This window comes from Microseira sp. BLCC-F43 (genome assembly GCF_041929235.1).
Taxonomy (GTDB): Bacteria; Cyanobacteriota; Cyanobacteriia; order Cyanobacteriales; family Aerosakkonemataceae; genus Microseira.
Genome location: NZ_JBHFNP010000085.1, coordinates 1 through 17,442, shown reverse-complemented (window position 1 = coordinate 17,442; position 17,442 = coordinate 1). Strand labels below are relative to the sequence as shown.

General features: G+C 43.4%; 13 protein-coding genes. 4 read left to right on the top strand and 9 right to left on the bottom strand.

Annotated elements, in window-relative coordinates; all coding sequences use genetic code 11:
• The first annotated feature begins 1 nt into the window (after window position 1).
• On the top strand, window positions 2-1,795 hold the full coding sequence (gene feoB, locus ACE1CM_RS12665) for a ferrous iron transport protein B (RefSeq protein WP_374877852.1): 1,794 nt from the start codon (window positions 2-4) through the stop codon (window positions 1,793-1,795).
• A gap of 200 nt (window positions 1,796-1,995) precedes the next feature.
• Here feoB and ACE1CM_RS12660 read toward each other — a convergent pair whose 3' ends face one another.
• The 5 genes from ACE1CM_RS12660 to ACE1CM_RS12640 all read right to left on the bottom strand — a co-directional run bounded on the left by ACE1CM_RS12660 (window position 1,996) and on the right by ACE1CM_RS12640 (window position 5,636).
• Window positions 1,996-3,294 carry a dicarboxylate/amino acid:cation symporter gene (locus tag ACE1CM_RS12660; RefSeq protein WP_374877850.1) on the bottom strand — a complete coding sequence of 433 codons (1,299 nt, stop codon included), beginning with the start codon at window positions 3,292-3,294 and terminating at the stop codon, window positions 1,996-1,998.
• Between the two features lie 16 nt (window positions 3,295-3,310).
• Window positions 3,311-4,054 (bottom strand): TPM domain-containing protein, encoded by a 744-nt coding sequence (locus ACE1CM_RS12655; RefSeq protein ID WP_374877983.1) that lies wholly within the window; start codon window positions 4,052-4,054, stop codon window positions 3,311-3,313.
• Window positions 4,054-4,296, bottom strand: coding sequence for a hypothetical protein (locus ACE1CM_RS12650; protein WP_374877849.1), 243 nt, complete (start codon window positions 4,294-4,296; stop codon window positions 4,054-4,056). Before ACE1CM_RS12650 ends, ACE1CM_RS12655 begins: the two co-directional genes overlap by 1 nt.
• A gap of 19 nt (window positions 4,297-4,315) precedes the next feature.
• On the bottom strand, window positions 4,316-4,639 hold the full coding sequence (locus ACE1CM_RS12645) for a hypothetical protein (RefSeq protein ID WP_374877848.1): 324 nt from the start codon (window positions 4,637-4,639) through the stop codon (window positions 4,316-4,318).
• 157 nt (window positions 4,640-4,796) lie between these two features.
• Entirely contained in the window at window positions 4,797-5,636 is an 840-nt protein-coding gene (locus ACE1CM_RS12640; RefSeq protein WP_374877846.1) for a prohibitin family protein, read from the bottom strand.
• Between the two features lie 638 nt (window positions 5,637-6,274).
• Between ACE1CM_RS12640 and ACE1CM_RS12635 the strand changes: the two genes are divergently transcribed.
• A complete protein-coding gene (locus ACE1CM_RS12635; RefSeq protein WP_374877844.1) occupies window positions 6,275-6,646 on the top strand; it encodes a phage holin family protein in 372 nt (123 codons plus the stop codon).
• A 394-nt stretch (window positions 6,647-7,040) separates the two neighbouring features.
• Here ACE1CM_RS12635 and ACE1CM_RS12630 read toward each other — a convergent pair whose 3' ends face one another.
• The 4 genes from ACE1CM_RS12630 to ACE1CM_RS12615 all read right to left on the bottom strand — a co-directional run bounded on the left by ACE1CM_RS12630 (window position 7,041) and on the right by ACE1CM_RS12615 (window position 13,205).
• Window positions 7,041-9,035, bottom strand: coding sequence for a carboxypeptidase regulatory-like domain-containing protein (locus ACE1CM_RS12630; RefSeq protein WP_374877842.1), 1,995 nt, complete (start codon window positions 9,033-9,035; stop codon window positions 7,041-7,043).
• A gap of 404 nt (window positions 9,036-9,439) precedes the next feature.
• Window positions 9,440-10,150 (bottom strand): DevA family ABC transporter ATP-binding protein, encoded by a 711-nt coding sequence (locus ACE1CM_RS12625; RefSeq protein WP_374877840.1) that lies wholly within the window; start codon window positions 10,148-10,150, stop codon window positions 9,440-9,442.
• A 312-nt stretch (window positions 10,151-10,462) separates the two neighbouring features.
• Window positions 10,463-10,603, bottom strand: a complete 141-nt coding sequence (locus ACE1CM_RS12620; RefSeq protein WP_374877839.1) for a hypothetical protein — start codon at window positions 10,601-10,603, stop codon at window positions 10,463-10,465.
• Window positions 10,593-13,205, bottom strand: coding sequence for a dynamin family protein (locus ACE1CM_RS12615; RefSeq protein WP_374877837.1), 2,613 nt, complete (start codon window positions 13,203-13,205; stop codon window positions 10,593-10,595). Before ACE1CM_RS12615 ends, ACE1CM_RS12620 begins: the two co-directional genes overlap by 11 nt.
• Before the next feature lie 85 nt (window positions 13,206-13,290).
• Here ACE1CM_RS12615 and ACE1CM_RS12610 point away from each other — a divergent pair, with 85 nt between their 5' ends.
• Together ACE1CM_RS12610 and ACE1CM_RS12605 are read left to right on the top strand one after the other, a co-directional pair.
• The gene (locus ACE1CM_RS12610; RefSeq protein ID WP_374877836.1) at window positions 13,291-15,633 is read left to right on the top strand and encodes a hypothetical protein; all 2,343 of its coding nucleotides are present in this window, start codon (window positions 13,291-13,293) and stop codon (window positions 15,631-15,633) included.
• Window positions 15,634-16,002: 369 nt separating this feature from the next.
• Entirely contained in the window at window positions 16,003-17,355 is a 1,353-nt protein-coding gene (locus ACE1CM_RS12605; RefSeq protein WP_374877834.1) for a hypothetical protein, read from the top strand.
• Window positions 17,356-17,442 lie beyond the last annotated feature (87 nt).

The window sequence follows — 17,442 nt, the reverse complement described above, 5'->3', positions numbered from 1 at the left end:
CATGAAACAGATAGCTGTCTTAGGAATGCCTAATACGGGCAAATCGACCTTTTTTAACCGAATTACGGGCGCAAATGCCAGTATAGGCAACTGGCCTGGAATTACCGTAGACCTGATGATGGCGAAGGTCAAACTCGGCGACGAACCCGCCGAAATAGTTGACTTGCCAGGTATTTACGATCTGCGGGGGTTTTCGGAAGATGAGGCAGTAGTGAGAGATTTTCTCGAAAAGACTCCTTTAGATTTAGTACTAATTATTCTCAATACTGTCCAAATTGACCGCCAAGTCAGCCTTGCCTTACAGGTGAAGCATTTGGGAGTTCCGGCGGTATTGTTGTTAAATATGGCAGATGAGGCTCCCAAGTTTGGAGTGGAAGTCGAACCGGAGAAAATGGCAGCGCATTTAGGGATGCCGGTAATGCCAATTAGTGCCAAGTACGGTCACGGTTACGAGACGGCATATCGGGCAATTGCTGATAGTTTGAGCCATCAAGAGGAGGCAATTTGCGTTGGTAAGATTGAGGAGCATTTAGTAAGCGATCGCAAACTTGCCGAAGAAATGGGTAACCTATTGCAAGATGCGGTTCACGTACCAGCGCAAGCGAAGGAAAACTGGACAACGCGGTTAGATAAAGTCCTACTCCATCCTGTGTTTGGGTTGCCAATCTTTTTTGCGGCAATGTTTTTGATGTTCCAGGCAGTTTATGCGTTGGGAACGCCGCTGCAAGACTTATTGGGAAATGGGTTTGATTGGTTGCAGAAAAATGCCTTAGAACCTGGTTTAGCGGGACTGCCAGAAGTATTGAGGGGTTTCCTAATTGACGGGTTGTATACTGGTTTGACAACCGTCGCAGCATTTATTCCGGTGATTATTTTGTTCTTCTTCTGCATGGCAATTGTGGAAGATAGCGGCTACTTATCTCGGTCGGCATTTTTGATGGATGCGTTGATGCAGAGATTGGGATTAGACGGTCGATCTTTTGTGATGTCGCTGATGGGATTTGGCTGCAACGTACCGGCAATTATGGGGACTAGGGTGATGCGTTCCCCTGGTTTGCGGATGCTTTCCATGCTGGTAATTCCCTTTTCTTTGTGTTCGGCGAGGTTGAACGTATTTATCTTTATGACGACGGCGCTTTTTGCCGCCAGCATTGCGCCTATAGTCTTGTTTAGTTTGTATATTCTCAGCTTTGTGGCGGCTATTTTGACCGCGTTTTTGTTCAAAGGTCAGTATCCCAACCAAGAGCCATTTGTTTTGGAATTGCCTCCTTATCGCTTCCCTACTTTCAAACAAATTCTGCTGCGTTCTTGGTGTGAGGTAAAACACTTTTGGCGGTGGTCTTATCGGTTTATTATCTTAGGGGTTGTGGCAATTTGGGCGCTGAATAACTTACCGCCTGGTGTTCCACCTGCGAGTTCCCAAACGCTTTCGGGAATCCTGGGTCAATTCATGCAGCCGATTTTAGGACCGATTGGAATTAATTCGCAATTAGCGGTGGCGCTGGTTTTTGGCTTTGTGGCGAAAGAGATCGTTTTGGGTGGATTGGCGGTAATTTACGGTCAGTCTGAGGATAGTCAATTAATGGGAGCGATCGCGCAGCAAATCGACTGGGTACAGGCGTATAGTTTCATGCTATTTACGCTGCTGTATATCCCTTGTCTTTCGACAGTAGCTGTGTTAAAAAGCGAATCCAAGAGTGCGAAATTTGCTTGGATATCGGTGGCGTGGTCGGTGGGTTTAGCATGGGTATCCAGCTTTATTTTCTATCAAGGTGCGAGGCTTTTAGGATTTTGATTGGCGCATTTGTATCTAACGGCGTAGTGGGGCGATCGCTTGTTTTTACCAGCTTTATCCCCACTTTTTTAATCTTTAGGACTTACGCAAACACCAAAGTTTCTATGAAAAATCGTCGCTGGGAAACTAAAGATATACACAGAAACAAAGGTGATAGGATCGTCGTGGGTAAGTCCTGAGCTTGTTTTTTATCATATCCATCATGATAAATTTTCATCAGATGGTTCAATTCCACTCAATTGAGGTTGACGTTTCTTTCCATCTAACAAACAACTCACCGTCATATCTCCCATGACATTAATCGCAGTCCGGCAACGATCTAAGAACCAGTCTACAGTAATTAATATAGCGATATACTGAGTTGGCAAGCCAACGGCACTGAATACCAGCGTCATCGTTACCAAACCTGCTTCTGGAATTCCTGCTGCACCTACAGAGGCGAAAATAGCGGTGAGAATCACAATGAATTGTTGGGGTAAGGCAAGACTTAACCCCAATACTTGAGCGACAAATAAAGCGGACATTGCCTCATATAAAGCAGTGCCGTCGTTATTAAAATTGCTGCCGACTAACGCACCTAAAGAAGCAGAAGATTCCCGCAAACCGATTTTTTCTAGCAACGCTTCAAAGGTGATAGGCATGGTGGCGGTGGAAGAAGCAGTTGAAAATGCGGTTAACAGTGCATCAGAACCTCCGGCAAGAAAGCGTTGCGGACTCACCCAAGAACCGAAATGCACCCGAATTAAGTAATAGCAAGCTTGCAAAAATAAAGCGACCAATACGGCGATGATAAACGCACCTAAAGATTTAAACGGTGCAAAACCTTGAAGCGCGACGGTTCTGGCAACTATTCCGAAAACGGCGATGGGAACGAGGGCAATAACCCAGTGTAAGATGCGGATTACTGCCTCGAATAGAATTGCGATTGCATCCTCAATTGCCACATATGCCGTCTTTCCTTCTTCAATTTGTTGTTGTTTCAAACCCCGTAAAACAATCCCAAACGCTAAGGCGAGAAAAATCAGTTGCAGGACGTTGTTATCAACCAAAGGTTTGAGAACTGCTTCCGGTACCATATCTTGCAAGAGTCCCCAAGGATCGAATTCCTTAGTTGCAGATGTTTCTGTAGGCGCAGCAAGGCTACCCCATTTTCCCGGTTGCAGGATATTAGCAACTAAAAGACCGATTAAGATAGCAACCGTGGTATTGCTAAACAGCAAAACTGCCAAACGACGCCCCGATCTGCCGGGAATATTTGCAGTCAGGAAAGAGTGGAGGACTGCTAGTAAAATTAGGGGCGTAGCGAGGGCGCGCAGCGCCTTGAGGACGAGGTTGCAGGGAATTACTAGGTTATTGATCCAGGCGACATTGGCGGGGTTAGGTTGACCTGCGCCGAGGGCGACGCCTAAAATTAATCCCAGAATCAGCGCGATCGCTATTTGCAAATACAGCGGAATCCGCTGCCACAGAGGACGATCTTTAATTGCTATTTCACTCATTTTTTGATTCCTTTAGTTACCAACTACCACCTGCACCATCACCGCCGCTACTACCGCCACCAAAGTCGCTACTGCTACTACTATAGCTACTGCCACTGTCATAGCTACTACTGGTACTGCTACTGTCATAGCTAGTAGTGCTGCTGCAACTACTGCTAGTGTCAGAACTATTATTACTGTCGCAGTTACTGCTGGTGTCAGAACTACTATTGCTGTCCGAGTTACTAGCGGTGTAATTGTTACTGACAATTTCATAGCTACAGTCGCTGTCATTGCTAATTTGCTGCGAACTGTTGCTAGAAACAGAGGGAGATTTGCTGTGCTTATTTTTACTTTGGTGCGAACTGTTGCTAGAAACAGAGGCAGATTTGCTGTGCTTATTTTTACGACGACGCAGGAGGAACCATAACACAATTATTCCACCTCCAAATGCACCTGGAAAGACATACCAAGGTATGTCAGCGTCACCAACTTGGTTGGAAGTTTCCAGTGCTAATATCAGAGATTTAGTGCCAGCAATTGTACCGCCGTCATAGTCTCCTTGTTTGAATTTTGGCGTAATTTCCTGCTGGATAATATCGCTGACTTTGGTATTAGGTAGAATAGCTTGCAACCCGTAGCCTGTTTCAATTTCTACGCGGCGATCGCTTTGGGAAATTAAAACCAAAACTCCGTTATTTTTATCCGCTTTCCCAATAGCCCAGCGATTAAACAACGTTGTGGCAAACTGCTTGGGACTTGCAGAAGGTGCAGTTTCAATTACGGTAAATACGGCGATTTCGCTGCCATTTTTGGTAGATTTGAAATAATTTGATTTAGCTGAGCTTCGGCATTTGGAGTGAGAATATCAGCCATATCCGTTACCCAACCTTTATTTGCTTGTCTGGGATTAGGAACTTGCTCTACGGTGACAGCCAAACTAACAGAAGGAATGGCGATAATAACCAAACTCGCCAATCCCGCGCAGAAAGTTTGTTTGAAGGGAAGAGCTACAAATTTCATAGTTGATTTGGGACGCTAATTATTTAAGATTGACTTGCGCTTTAAACACAAGCTTGTCATCTACGAACGCACCCGTCATCCCACTACCGTCGGGGTTTTTCCACTGGTAAATAGCCTGTTTATTTCCACTCGGTAGATTTGGAACACCTGGAATGGTAAAAGATATTTCGGCACTACTTTCCCCTGGTTTTCCGATAATTTTTTCAATCTCGGATACAGTCATGCCTGTTTGAACTTGGTCGTACTTAGCCTTAGTAACGCTAGGGCTATTGAGAGTACAAGCGCTGACAATTAACGGTAAAATAATTAGGGGTAATACTTTATTTATGAGTGTTTTTAACATTTTATTTCTCCTGTGAATGCCAATCTTTGTAGTAGTTACACCCTGATTAAATCACCTTTGTTTCTATGAAAAATCGTTGGTTTATAACTAGAGATCTACGCAGAAACCCGGTTTCTGACCTAGATCCCCCCCTTAACAAGGGGGGGCAGGGGGGGATCTATCGATTTGGCTGGGAGGGCGGGTTTTGGGGAGTAATATTGATGAATGGCAGCGCATTATTTCCACCCATCACTTGAGGAAAGCGACCATCCCATTTTTCAATCGCTTGCTTTTGCAGAATTTGAGGCGTTAAATTTTCCCGCAGCAATCTTTGTGCTTCAGCTTGACCTTTAGCGCGATTCACTTCTCCCTGAGCTTCTTTAGAGGCTTTTAAGGCTATATACTCGGCTTGCTTGGCTTCTTGTTCGGCGATTTGTTTGGATTCAATCGCTTTAGTAAATTCGGGAGAAAACCCAAAATTAACTAAAGAGACATCATCGACAATAATTCCGTAAGCAGCGAGACGGGTTTTGAGGGCGTTATCAATTTCCTCTTTTAACGCAGTGCGTTTGGTGATAATTTCTTCAGCGGTTTTTTTGGCAGTGGCTGCTTTGAGAACTTCGGAAACCGCAGGAGTGATAATTCCTGTAACAATCTGCTCTTGATCTCCAACTTGTTGATATATTTTGTTAACTTGGGCAGGATCGATGTGCCAGTTGACAGCTATTTCCGTTGTCACTTTTTGCAGATCTTTGGAAGCAGCATCGCTTTGGAAATCATTTTTTTGCACGCGGACGCTGAGTCTTTTAACCGATGTGACGATTGGTACAATGGGATGGATACCTTCATCTAAAACGGTGTTTTGAACTTTGCCGAAGTTCATGACAACGCCGCGCTCTCCAGCTTTGATAATCGTAAAGGGACGGAAAATAATCGCTACCAGTAATAGGATGATTCCGCCTGTAGCGTAAAGGCTAAAGGGAAGATAATCGGTGGGTCTGTTTCTGGTGGTTTGCATAGTTCGATGGTTAGAAAATTTGAAGAAGAGTTTTTTTAGGCTAGTTATGACAACAACATCGCGATCGCATATTCCGTAAACCGTTTGTAAAATCTGGAGCATTCAATCGATTAAGCTGTTTACCCAACAGCCACAAAGTCTCGCGTTAAACTCAAAGCATCAGCATTCAACCCTCGGACAAAACCAATAACGTCCAGAAAGTGTCGGGTAAAGCAGCACCGTTTGTAAACTAAGATTAAATCAAATAAAAATCAGCTAATTTTGTGCTAAAATTAAAACAGTTGGTTTGAAAAAGTCGGTTTGTAGTAGGGAATTTATTCCCTTTAGTTTGGGAATTAGACGAATGAATTCCTTACAACAAACACAAAGACAGGACTTAAGCACGACGCTCCTAGAAACCGGGTTTCTTGCTGGGATCTCTAGTTCCAAAGCAACGATTTTTCGGAGAAACCCGGTTTCTTTGTGTAATATGATGTCCGCCTAATTACCCTGAATAAAAATCTCGCTCCGTCACCGTTTCACCGTGTCTCGGCGTCATTCCTAAATAGATGGGTGTTTAAGCGGACATGATATAAGTCATGTCTTTGTCAGGACTTACGCTCTCGGTCTATTGACCTAATTTCAAAAGGTGATGCTATATGCTAAATTTCTGCTTGACTTGGTTAGTTGCAGCAATTTCGCTGCTGGTAACGGCAAAGATAGTACCGGGAATTGAGGTGAGCAGTTTTACGGCAGCTATATTCGCCGTGGTGATTATTGGGTTTGTAAATGCAACGGTTAAACCGATTATCACGATCCTGACGTTACCGCTAACAATTTTATCCCTGGGTCTATTTCTGTTAGTCGTGAATGCCATCTCCCTGTCCTTAGCGGGATGGTTAGCAAGTGCGTTTGACATTGGGTTTAAAGTTTCTGGTTTTTGGCCTCCTTTGTTTGGTTCAATTGTGCTTTCTTTGGTATCTGGTTTTATCGGTAAGTTTGTGAAATTGGAGGGAAATCAGACAACTTGATTTTGGGCGATCGCAACCGCGCCAAGAAACCGGATTTCTCTCAAAAATGAGGTACACCTGAGTTTGTCAAGCGCGCAGCATTAATGCTGCCGCTACACAAACGAGAGCCACTGGGGCTGCACCTCACTGCGTCTCTATATCCCAGCAAGAAACCGGGTTTTTGGGAAAAATCGTCGCTTTAAAACTAGCTATTGCCGCCAGAAACCCGGTTTCTAGAATGGTTGCGCTCGCTACGCAAAGAAACCGGGTTTCTGGGAAAAATCGTCGCTGTAAAACTAGATATCGCCGCCAGAAACCCGGTTTCTAGGATGATTGCGCTCGCTACGCAAAGAAACCGGGTTTCTGGGAAAAATCGTCGCAAGAGAACTAGATCTTGCCGCCAGAAACCCGGTTTCTAAGATCGCACTAAAGGCACTCGCACCACCGTGTATGCTCCAGCAACTACATCAATTGCTAAAGCATCAACGGCGGTTTTCCAGCCGGGGGGAAAACCAGATGGCTTAAAATCAAGGCGATAAGTGCCTTGGGGTAGCCGCAGACTGTTGCGCTCGCGCCGCCGCTGGACTTGATATGATGCCAGGGGTTTATTATTTAGCACAAACATATCTAGATTGCCTGTATAAACCGATTCGCCTGCATCTTGTTTGCCGTTATTGTTAGCATCAAAAAACGCAAAGATAGCGATTCCTCCTAACGTGCGGAAGTTATCGTTGCGGCGATCGCTGGGGCTAATTCCTGCCTGTAAATCCAAGCTGGAAACTAACTCAATATTAAAACTCGATTCTGAGGAAGTAAGCGCCACTCCCTGATAGCGTCCCCGCAACAACAAACCCGGTATAATGGTTGTTCCCGCCGAGGCAATAATTCCCTCACCGCGAGAACCAATTGCGTATCCCAATTGCGCTTCCCAAAGATAATTGCCATCAAGCGATCGCGCTGTTGAGCGATAGCGCCAAGATAAAGTTGCCAGGTTATCATCTAGCAAGTTTTGAGAGCGAGTTTCGTAATTAAATAGCAGCGATTGTTGAGCAGAAAAGTTATAGCTTAGTGCAGATTGCGTGCTGATTTCGTTCCCTTGTTGAGTGAATTCTAGTTTACCCAAACGTTGTGTTAAATTCCAGCGAAAGCGATTGTTACTATCAAAAGTCGCGCGCAGAGATGTTTCTGAAGTTTTACCCCGACGGGAAAATTGCAACCCGGCGGAATTGCCATCGCGGCTGTCAATCGCTCCAAATAAACTTAAACTCGGCAAAACTCGCCAATCTAAATTGAGCCGTTGCGAGAAGCGATCGCTATTAAATCTAGCAGTAAAATTGCGAAACGGCTGCAAGCGAATATCAGCATTTACATCCCAAGTATCGCCCTTGATCGCCGAAACCGATGCTTGTACTTTGCCCGACGCAGGTAGAAAGAATAACTCTGCCAAACCTCTAAACTCACTTGCGGATTGGGGATCGCTGGCGCGATCGTAAACACCCCCCAACCCCACTGTCAATTCTTCTGTTAAACCCCAGCGTTGGGAAATTCCACCCCGGAAATCCGAGAAGGTTCCTAGCCAAGTATCATTAGCAGCAAATTGCCGTCGCAAACCTCCAGAAACAATCAAAGCAGACGCCCCAGAAGGCAATAGTTCCAGCGCTCTAGAAAAACTCACATCGCGAATTTCTGGCTGAGCGGTAAGCGAGGCGTCGCGGTACAGTAAAACGCGATAGTTAGTATTAGCAGATTGATTGTCAACCCGCACGTTTTCAAATCGATAAATGCCAGAAGAATCTACTAAAACTTCAGCTAGCGCCCCCTCGCCCAAACCTTGAGTTAGTCGCACCAAAGTACCGGGATTTGCCCTACCCACAATCGTGCGTTCAATTTGAGATGCTTGCAAGCGTTGTTGAGGATTGAAACCACCCCTCCCCGAAGGTGGTGGGGGAGTAAATCCCCACCGCTGAATCACCGTAAAACCCCAATAATCACCCGTTCCTTGACTACGCCAAAACGGTGCTTGGGAACCGAAAATATAATCAGATCGATCCAGCTTTCTGAGAAACTGCGCTTCAGCTAATCTCCAAGTTTCCCGTTGTTGTAAGTTTGGTTGATCTAACCTGACAAAGAAGCTGCCTCCGAAAATTGTCCCCACAGCAGTTAAATTTCCTTGGAAATTTTGCGGCGTTCTTTCCCTACCAGTAATATTCACCCGCTGATCGATTGCAGTTAGGGTAATAGTTGGTGCTTGAATGCGCGGGAGTTCCTCTAAACTTATGGGAGGCTCTTTTGGTTGGTTGGTTTGAGCAGTTTGAGTTAATTCAGGAATATTTAACTCAATAGCACGAGCGAGCCAGTCAAATTCAGCGTTAATCAATCCCCAATCTAGCAAAATCACGAAATATGGCAACGATAGAAGAATGCAAATCCTATTTTAACTTTTGCCAGAGGTTGAATTACTTCTTGCTTTCCCATTACCTATTACCAGAAAAAATTGGTTTAATACCAAATCCGGGTTCTAAACCCCCTTTATTTTACAGCCCGCGAAGGCGGGCTTAGTTTGTGTAGCCGCGAATGCGCGTCGTTCGGCATCAAAGGGGTGATGAAAGCGGATTTGGTTTAAAGCCCCCCCTTTAAGCGGAAAGGAAAAATTAATTTCCCTCCTGCGCAATCCGATCTTAGAAACCGGGTTTCTGCTGCGTTCGCGTAGCGTGCCGGAGGCATATCTAGAGTTCTATAAACATTTTTCACAGAAACCCGGTTTCTTTGGGTAACTGTCAACTGTCAACTGTCAACTGTCAACTGTTGAACCAATCAAACGGTTGTTTCTACAGAAAGAGCTTCGTCGCGAGTTAAACGACCATCTTCCATATGTACGATGCGATCTGCAATATCTAAAATGCGGTTATCGTGAGTCACGATTAATATCGTACCGCCTTGTTCTTTGGCTAAACGCTGCATAATTTCTACCACATCGCGACCGGATTTACTATCTAATGAAGCGGTGGGTTCGTCTGCTAAAACTAACTTGGGATGACTGACTAAAGCGCGCGCGATCGCAACTCGTTGTTTTTGTCCTCCTGAAAGGTTTTCTGGATAATAATTCATGTGGTCACCCAAACCAACGGCTTTCAGGATTTCCTCTTCTTTTTGGTACATTTCTTGAGCAGAAATCTCTGGGTGAAGTTCGAGGGACATTTGCACGTTTTGGATCGCCGTTAAGCTCTTCAATAAGTTGTGAGCTTGGAAAATATAACCAATATCGCGACGGACTTCTACCAACTTGCTTTTACTCGCTCCTACCAGTTGTTGTCCGAAAACTTTTAAACTCCCTTCTTGTGCCGAACGCAAACCACCAATCAAGGTCAGCAAGGTTGTTTTACCCGACCCAGATGGCCCGGTCATCAGCACAATTTCTCCCGGATAAATTTCCAGGTCAAGATCGAATAAAACTTGCTTGCGTAAGGCTCCTTTACCAAAGTAAAAATTGATATTTTTGCTGTCAATAACCGGGTCGGATATCATAGGTAATTGCTAATTGCTAATTGCTAATTGCTAATTGTTCAAATGGTGTTAGTTATTACCGATTTGCTCAAATATTTCAGCAGAAACGGAACAATGCAGTTGGCGGCGGGTAATTACAGCCGGAATCAAACGGATGGCACAGGTTAAAATTAATACTTGCACTGCTCGCAATCAAGCCGTAATAATGCTTTTTTAATCAAGCATTGCAGATTTTAACCCACTTTAAATTTAGTCAAAAAGTGTGAGGAAATTGTGAAGTAATGAGTAAAGGGTTAAACTTTTAAGTTAGCTTTCCCAAGCTTGCAATATTTCTCAATCTTTGAACCCAATCCAAGCGATCGCCTTTAGTTCGTAGTAGACGCCTTTCGTTCGTAGTAGGCGCTTTCGTTCGTAGTAGGCGCTGTCTTCGCTGTGGTATGGTGCAACAATGCTTGGCAGAGAGCTATCTGGCACTTTGATGCAAAATTACTTCGATCTGATGCTGTACCTGTTCAAACTCCCCACGCTTTTGGGCGAGCCAAACTTTTTCAGCATCGCATTCCTCTTGAGTTTGTCGCTCGCGTTGTTCCTGTTGTTCTAATAGATTTTCCAACCGCAAAATAGCTTTTTTCATCAGCCCGCTATTAGCCTCAATCCTTTCTTCAAACCCAGCGATAATTTTTTCTTGTATCTTACCAAGAATAGACTCCGCAGATTCGTCAAATTTCTCAAACCCTAACTCGCAAACCTTTTGCCTAATTTGCTCTTTAACAGCATCGCCATCCAGCCAACTCCAGCCCAAACCTCCACCAACACCAGCAGCTAAGCCACCCAAAATAACAGGAATAATACCCAGTCCTGTAAAAACTAGCAACGCTGCACCAACTGCTGCACCAATGCCTATACCGCCAAAAAATCCACCATCTTCTATTTCTGGAATTGATGAAGCAAACCCGCTTCCACCGATACCAATTCCACCCACATTACCTGCTATTGCTAAGTGATTGAATTGAGCGACAAGGTTACTGCTGTGTTGCTTGTCTAACTTTTCAAACTCTTGCCGAATCGCGTTAATATCTTCCCTAATTTGCTCCTCTAAAACTGCCATATTTTGCCGCACAATCCCTTGCACTTTTTGGTTTGCCCAATTTTCAGTTTCTTGGGTGATGTCTCGCACAAATTGATTGGCGTAATCTTTAGTCAACTTGTCTTGACCCATGATGTGTCCGTGTTCAGAAGTCCAGTACTTACTTTTTGAAATTACCCTTTCAGCCAATCCTTCTACCCATTCATTCCAAGATTCAAGAGTTTCTTCTAAAGATTGTTCGATCAATTCTTCAGCTAAAACTCTAATTTTCACATCGCGTCCGCTCACTTCTGCCATTTGTTCAAATATTTTCGGCTTCTCTTGTTGAGAAACTCTCAATTCTCCGTCTAACATTTTCTGCTTTTGATTCAACTCATCGCAGCCAGTATCAATGATTTGCTGAATTCCTGCGGCTGACTGTTGAAGTGAAATCGAACCACGTTCAACTGTCAAAAACTTCTCAACCGAAGAAGTAAAACCCTGAAAAGCTTTTAGATAATTGTCATTTTCTTTACCTGACAAAATCGCATCTAAAGCTGATTTCGCAGAAATAAAATGAATCCTATTTTCCCCATAAATAATTGGATTTGCCCCATTAACAATAGTTTCTACCCTTCGTCGCACCTGCTTGCGGCTTTCTTCCTCTTGTAGCAAATCCACAAAATTAACTACAATAAAAATATTCCTCGCTCCTTCATCTTCTTTACCATAGTTCAAGTCTTTTTTCAAGTCTAAAAGTAGTTCTCGCTCTGTTTTTGTTAAAACACTTTGAGCGTTAGTCAGGAAAATAATCGCATCAGCCGTTTTCAGAATTTGCTGAGTCACCAATATGCGTGACTCTGCCTCGTTCAATCCGGGGGAATCAATAATTTCTACCCCATTGCGGCACAACTCTAAATCGGGGTGTTCAAAAACAATTTCTGCTATTTCCGATTTGGCTATCTCATCTTCGTAAGAACCCAAAGCCGCCTCTTCCGAAATAGAAGCTTTTTCTTGATATTGCTCCGGTGAAATTTCTTGCTCCGGTCTATCTTTATCTTTGTAACGACAAATAACACGCCGCTGTGAACCATATTTTAAAATAGTCACAGTACCGCTACAGGGGATATCCCGCACTGGTTGGATTTTTTCGCCCAGCAAAGCATTAAGTAAAGTGGATTTTCCTTTACTAAAATCACCGACAACAACAACGCGAAAACATTGAGATTGCAATCTCTCTTGAGTTGTTTTGATGTCGCCTGTTAAAGCATCAGTCAAAACGGCGCGATCGCATCCTTCTTGAATAATCTGGCTCAAGCGATCGCAAACACCATTCAGTTGTTGCCGATACTCCTGAAACTTTTTCAAATCATGATATGACGAAACTAAATGCTTTTGATTTACTTGCGGTTTTGGTTTGGCTGGTAAATGTTCGATAATGTGACTAGCAGCCCGGACAAACAAAGAATGGATAGCTTGAAATTGTGCCGGATCGAGTAACGAGTGAACTTCGGCTAAAGCTGCTGTATCGCCGATCGCTTGATTGCTAAAACTAGCCGACAAAACTGTCAAATATCGCTCATCAATTCCGATGCGTTTGGCGATGATTTTCAAATACTGTTTTTCCCGTTCATCGATTGTGCCATCTGCTGCTGACATTTGATAGCCAAAACTAATTAACAACAGTTTCTCCGCCTCGGAAAAGCCCGCTGTCAAGACTAAAAACTCTGGCAGTTTCTTATAAAATTGATGTTCCTTCACGCCCTTAGCCATCAGCATTGCCAATTGCCGCAAACTGTTATTAGGGGGGATGAGTTCCGTCAAAGTTGTCCGCAACCGCTGGGTTTCTTCAGCGCTAACTGTACCGTCGGCGTAGATGACTCCCAACAACACCGTTACCAGCGCCGCCAGGAATAGGGCAGGGGAATCAATATCCTGTTTGGACAGTTTTTGTCCGGTGATGCGTGAAACAAGATCAACCGTTTGAGGAGTGATTAGCGACTTGTCCATTTTCAGTACAAATACATAAGTTTTTTTTATTAAAAGCATGATAATAAATTAGCATTTCTTTGGGAAGCTCCCAGGGTAAAGATTTATGATGAATTTTGTATTTCCCCCGGTGGTAGAGGCTGCGATCGCGGCAGGCAAGTACGCGCAAGTTTATACATCTGCCGGAGTGCCTATCGGCATGGCGCGCGATGCAGCGACGGGGCAGTTTGTCGCCCATGCCGTTGGGGCGACAGTCAACGACAGCCCCCTATCGCCGTTAGTGTCTGCGATGCAGTTTGTCATGGGCGGGCAGATGCAGCAAACGCAAATGGGCTTTCAAGCCGTCCAAGCGAGTTTGGGCGTGCTACAAGCGACTACAGCCGTCATAGGTGTGGGAACTTTGGCAGGGGTAGCGTTATCGGCAGTGAATTTGCACCAGACATTGAAACTAAAAAAAGCAGTAGAGAGGCTAGAAGTTAAAGTAGAAAACGGTTTCATCAATTTAGAACAACTTTTGAAAGACCAAGGCACGGAAATTAAGCAATTAATTTACCAAGTTGTCGAAGAGATGAAATTTGAAAATCATCGGCTAGTTTTAGTGCGAGCTTATGGGTTGTTTACGCAAGCAATACAACGAATGCGATCGGCATTGCAATTAAAAGATATTGACCGCCGAAATGCGGAAATTGATGCAGCGCGGGGAATGTTATTTGAAGCTTTAGCAGACTACAGAAATCCCCAGTTATTAGAAGAAACTTGTGCAGCGGGACAGTTGCGCCGATTAGAGTGCAGTTGGGCGATCGAGCAGAGTATTATTGCGACTTATCAGGTGCAAAATGAGTTCGGGGCGGCAAGCGATCGCATCTCTCAACTGCAAGCAAATATCCGTCAAGATGGTTTAAGAATAATTGATGCTTGTGACTCTGATGACGAGCTTGATTTTCTCTTCCCTGAAATTACCCGGATTCACAATCACGATTTAGTTTTATTAGACAGTTGGCAGAATCAAATTGAATGGACTATAGCTCTACCACCCAGTGAGTTAAAACTCTTACAAAGTGCTGAGTTCAATGCTTCACAAACTTCTGTTAGTGAGGATGCAAAATCAGATAAAACAGCCTTGGTAATACCGCCAGAACAGTTAATTTATGATAATTTGAGGCCAAAGTCTCATTTTTACTCCCTTTGCACTCAACTCGAATTAATGCTCGAACCCCAGCGACGTGAAGAGTATGAAAGTTATATTATCAAGCAAGGTGAAATAGCAGGTTACAAAACCTTTGTGCTATCGAACTTAGAAAAAGCCTCAGATTTAGCTGTTGCTAATCTCTATCACTACTTGAAAGTCCGCGATGAATCTGAAGATGAATCAGAAAACGAGCCAGAAATCAATTCTGAAGCGATTAAAGAGGATTCACAAGCTATGAAAGAATTTGGCTTAACTCCAGAACAAACCAGAATTATGTTCAGCTATCAGTACCACTTGGTACAAGCTGATATTGACAGTGGATCTGATTACGAGAAAAACTCCCTTAAGCGAGAGTGGTTGCGTAAGTGGAAAGCGTCAACAGAGCTTTTCTTGAACAGCCAAAGAACACCCTCTAGTCTTTCTAAGAGTTCATTCGACATAATTACTGATTTTGAACATCTCAAAAATCTAGTAAAATCAAGCCTAATCGCTCCAGGTAATCAATTGACTCGGTGTCTAATTTTATTAGAAGTAACGCTGTTTCAACCCTATTACCCCTTGGGCGACAACCGCGATGAAGCATTCAAAAATTTGAAAATTGCTGATGAAGAAAAACTCACCAATAAGCTAAGAGTTTTTGCTATAACACTAGACATCGAGCCAGATTCTGTTCATCGCTTTAAGTCCAATTACAAGGAAGCAATCAAAGGAATTAAAGGCGGTGTAAATCCTTGGTTAGTTGGTGCAGCAGGAGCAGTTGTGTTAGGAGTAGCAGCTATATTTGCTACACCATTGATAGTAGGTTTACTTGCACCTATACTAGCACCTGGTTTAGGAGGTGCAGCCGCAGTATCCGCCGTTTTAGCTGCACTTGGAGGAGGTGCGATCGCAGCTGGAGGTTTCGGAATGGCTGGCGGAATGGCTGTAATTGTTGCTGGCGGTTCAATTCTCGGTGCTGGTGCAGGAGTTGGTGTTGGCGCTTTATTCGGTCAATCTCCAGATGCCGCTTTAACGCAAGCAGCCAAGCTGGAAGTAGCGATCAAAGAGATTATTTTCATTCAAAAAGATAGCCGCAAAGATCAAGAAATTATCAAGCTTCCAGAAATTATAAAACAACTAAGGCGAGGTATCCGCTCCCTTGAAGACAAACTCGACGAGCTACTTCTTGAACCAGAAAAAAATAAGAAAGAAATCGAAAATCTCAAACAAGCTATTGAGTATTTGAAGAAAGCGCTAGGAAGAATTCAAGGCTTAATGTAACAATAAGTAGGCACGAAAAAGCAAATAACCCGGATTTATTAGCAACAAAAATCCGGGTTATGCCTAACTTATACACGACTTAAGCAACTGTCAAAATAAAAATATCAATTCATGTTCGTAGTAGGCACTTTAGTGCCAATCTTTAAGCAAGCGCTAAAGCGCTTACTACGAACCAAGAAGTTGCGTAATTCCTGTTATATGATGTCCGTTGAATTGCCCATAATAAAAAAACGTTACCCCGTCGTTGCGTAGGGACACGGCATCATAGATATCTCGGACAAACAGATAACTTTGATCGTGCCGTGTCCCGGCTTCCGATTATGGGTAATCGACCGGGCATGATATTATATCTAACTTCAGAGGAGAGCCATGTCAGGAATATTTAATTGGGATGATGAATTGTTAGAATCTTCTCAAAGAATTAGAGACATCAATTCAAGCTTTGATAAAATTAGTCAAACTAATCAACAAGATTCAGATGAATTAATGCAATTGCGATTGGAAATAATTAATCTTGCCAGTGCGATCGGAGTTACTGTAGAAAATATATTAGAAACCCCCAGCCAACAGCCTGCTAATGAATCAAGCCAATTACAATGGGATGATGATTTTTTTCTCAACGATAATCCTTTGATGATTGAAGCCAAAGTCAAAGCAGAAGTTTTTAGAAGTCCAGAAATTCTCCCACCTTTATCAAGCTTAGACTATGGAATAGTTGGCATTGCTGGCGTTGTTGCTTCTCTGCTTGATTTTTTAATTGTCAAGATTCCCAAAGATATCAACTATCTTGGGAAATACCAACAACAGGGAAGTCGCTTTACCGCTTGGCTAAAAACTTTAGGAGTTGACGAAAATGGCAAATTAAATCCATTTCTTAAGTGGTGCGAGACTGTTTGTAAAGTACCCTACGATCGCAGCATAGATCCGAATATCCCAGGGTTTAATCCTAGATCCCACAGACTGTTAAGCCTCAGTCACGATCCTCTGTTTGGTTTAATCTTTGGTACGCTAGATATCCTCAATGGATCGATGACAGCTTTTGATATCAATGGCAACATACAAATTCTTAAAACGTTTGATATGTCGCTAAAAGATAAAGTCTTTGCGCCGTTACTCTGGTTGGGGCATATTATATCTGATATGTGTACTAAAATGGGAGTTCCTATACCAGGATGGGCTTTTCTACAACTGCTACAATTTGGTTCCTTTGGTTCCAACAATAAAACCATTGCAGACATATCTCGGTGGATGTATCTGAATGGTTACGATCTAAGGCATTTTATTTCTATGTCGGTTCCCGTAGCAGCAATTGAAATAATAGTTAGGGGTTATCACTACCTTTCATCATTAGAAACTCCCGCACAAATTGAATACTCTCTCCACGGTTCTGTTGCTAGTAAAGAACTGACACAAATCCAGTCTAACTTGAAGCTGCATAAAATGTTGTTTCTAGCCCACGCTATAGCAGCTAGTGGTAATGCCTTGAAAGTTTTTATCTACTCTGGTAATCCTTTGGCGATTAATCTCACTCAATGGTTATTCTTTTTAAAGGAGAGTGTAAATATTGTACGCGCATCAATGAGAGATAGAACACCAGAAATTATTATTCGCAATCGCAGTAAAATCAATCAGGAATGGGAAGAAATCCAAAAGATAAGTATTGGTAGGTTCAATTTGTCAACCACTGACTCTACCATCTATTTCGATTATTTTCAAGGTTAAAATTACAGCGGATTGCAGCCGTATCAGGTACACCTTCGTTTGTGTAGCGGCACCCATAAGGGGGGCGCGACACACACGCAGCCGAAA

What these genes read in the sequence shown, in the direction of transcription:
- feoB (WP_374877852.1), top strand. Translation starts at nt 2, where the DNA reads ATGAAACAGATAGCTGTCTTAGGAATGCCTAATACGGGCAAATCGACC.
- ACE1CM_RS12660 (WP_374877850.1), bottom strand. Translation starts at nt 3,294, where the DNA reads ATGAGTGAAATAGCAATTAAAGATCGTCCTCTGTGGCAGCGGATTCCG.
- ACE1CM_RS12650 (WP_374877849.1), bottom strand. Translation starts at nt 4,296, where the DNA reads ATGAAATTTGTAGCTCTTCCCTTCAAACAAACTTTCTGCGCGGGATTG.
- ACE1CM_RS12645 (WP_374877848.1), bottom strand. Translation starts at nt 4,639, where the DNA reads ATGTTAAAAACACTCATAAATAAAGTATTACCCCTAATTATTTTACCG.
- ACE1CM_RS12640 (WP_374877846.1), bottom strand. Translation starts at nt 5,636, where the DNA reads ATGCAAACCACCAGAAACAGACCCACCGATTATCTTCCCTTTAGCCTT.
- ACE1CM_RS12635 (WP_374877844.1), top strand. Translation starts at nt 6,275, where the DNA reads ATGCTAAATTTCTGCTTGACTTGGTTAGTTGCAGCAATTTCGCTGCTG.
- ACE1CM_RS12625 (WP_374877840.1), bottom strand. Translation starts at nt 10,150, where the DNA reads ATGATATCCGACCCGGTTATTGACAGCAAAAATATCAATTTTTACTTT.
- ACE1CM_RS12615 (WP_374877837.1), bottom strand. Translation starts at nt 13,205, where the DNA reads ATGGACAAGTCGCTAATCACTCCTCAAACGGTTGATCTTGTTTCACGC.
- ACE1CM_RS12610 (WP_374877836.1), top strand. Translation starts at nt 13,291, where the DNA reads ATGATGAATTTTGTATTTCCCCCGGTGGTAGAGGCTGCGATCGCGGCA.
- ACE1CM_RS12605 (WP_374877834.1), top strand. Translation starts at nt 16,003, where the DNA reads ATGTCAGGAATATTTAATTGGGATGATGAATTGTTAGAATCTTCTCAA.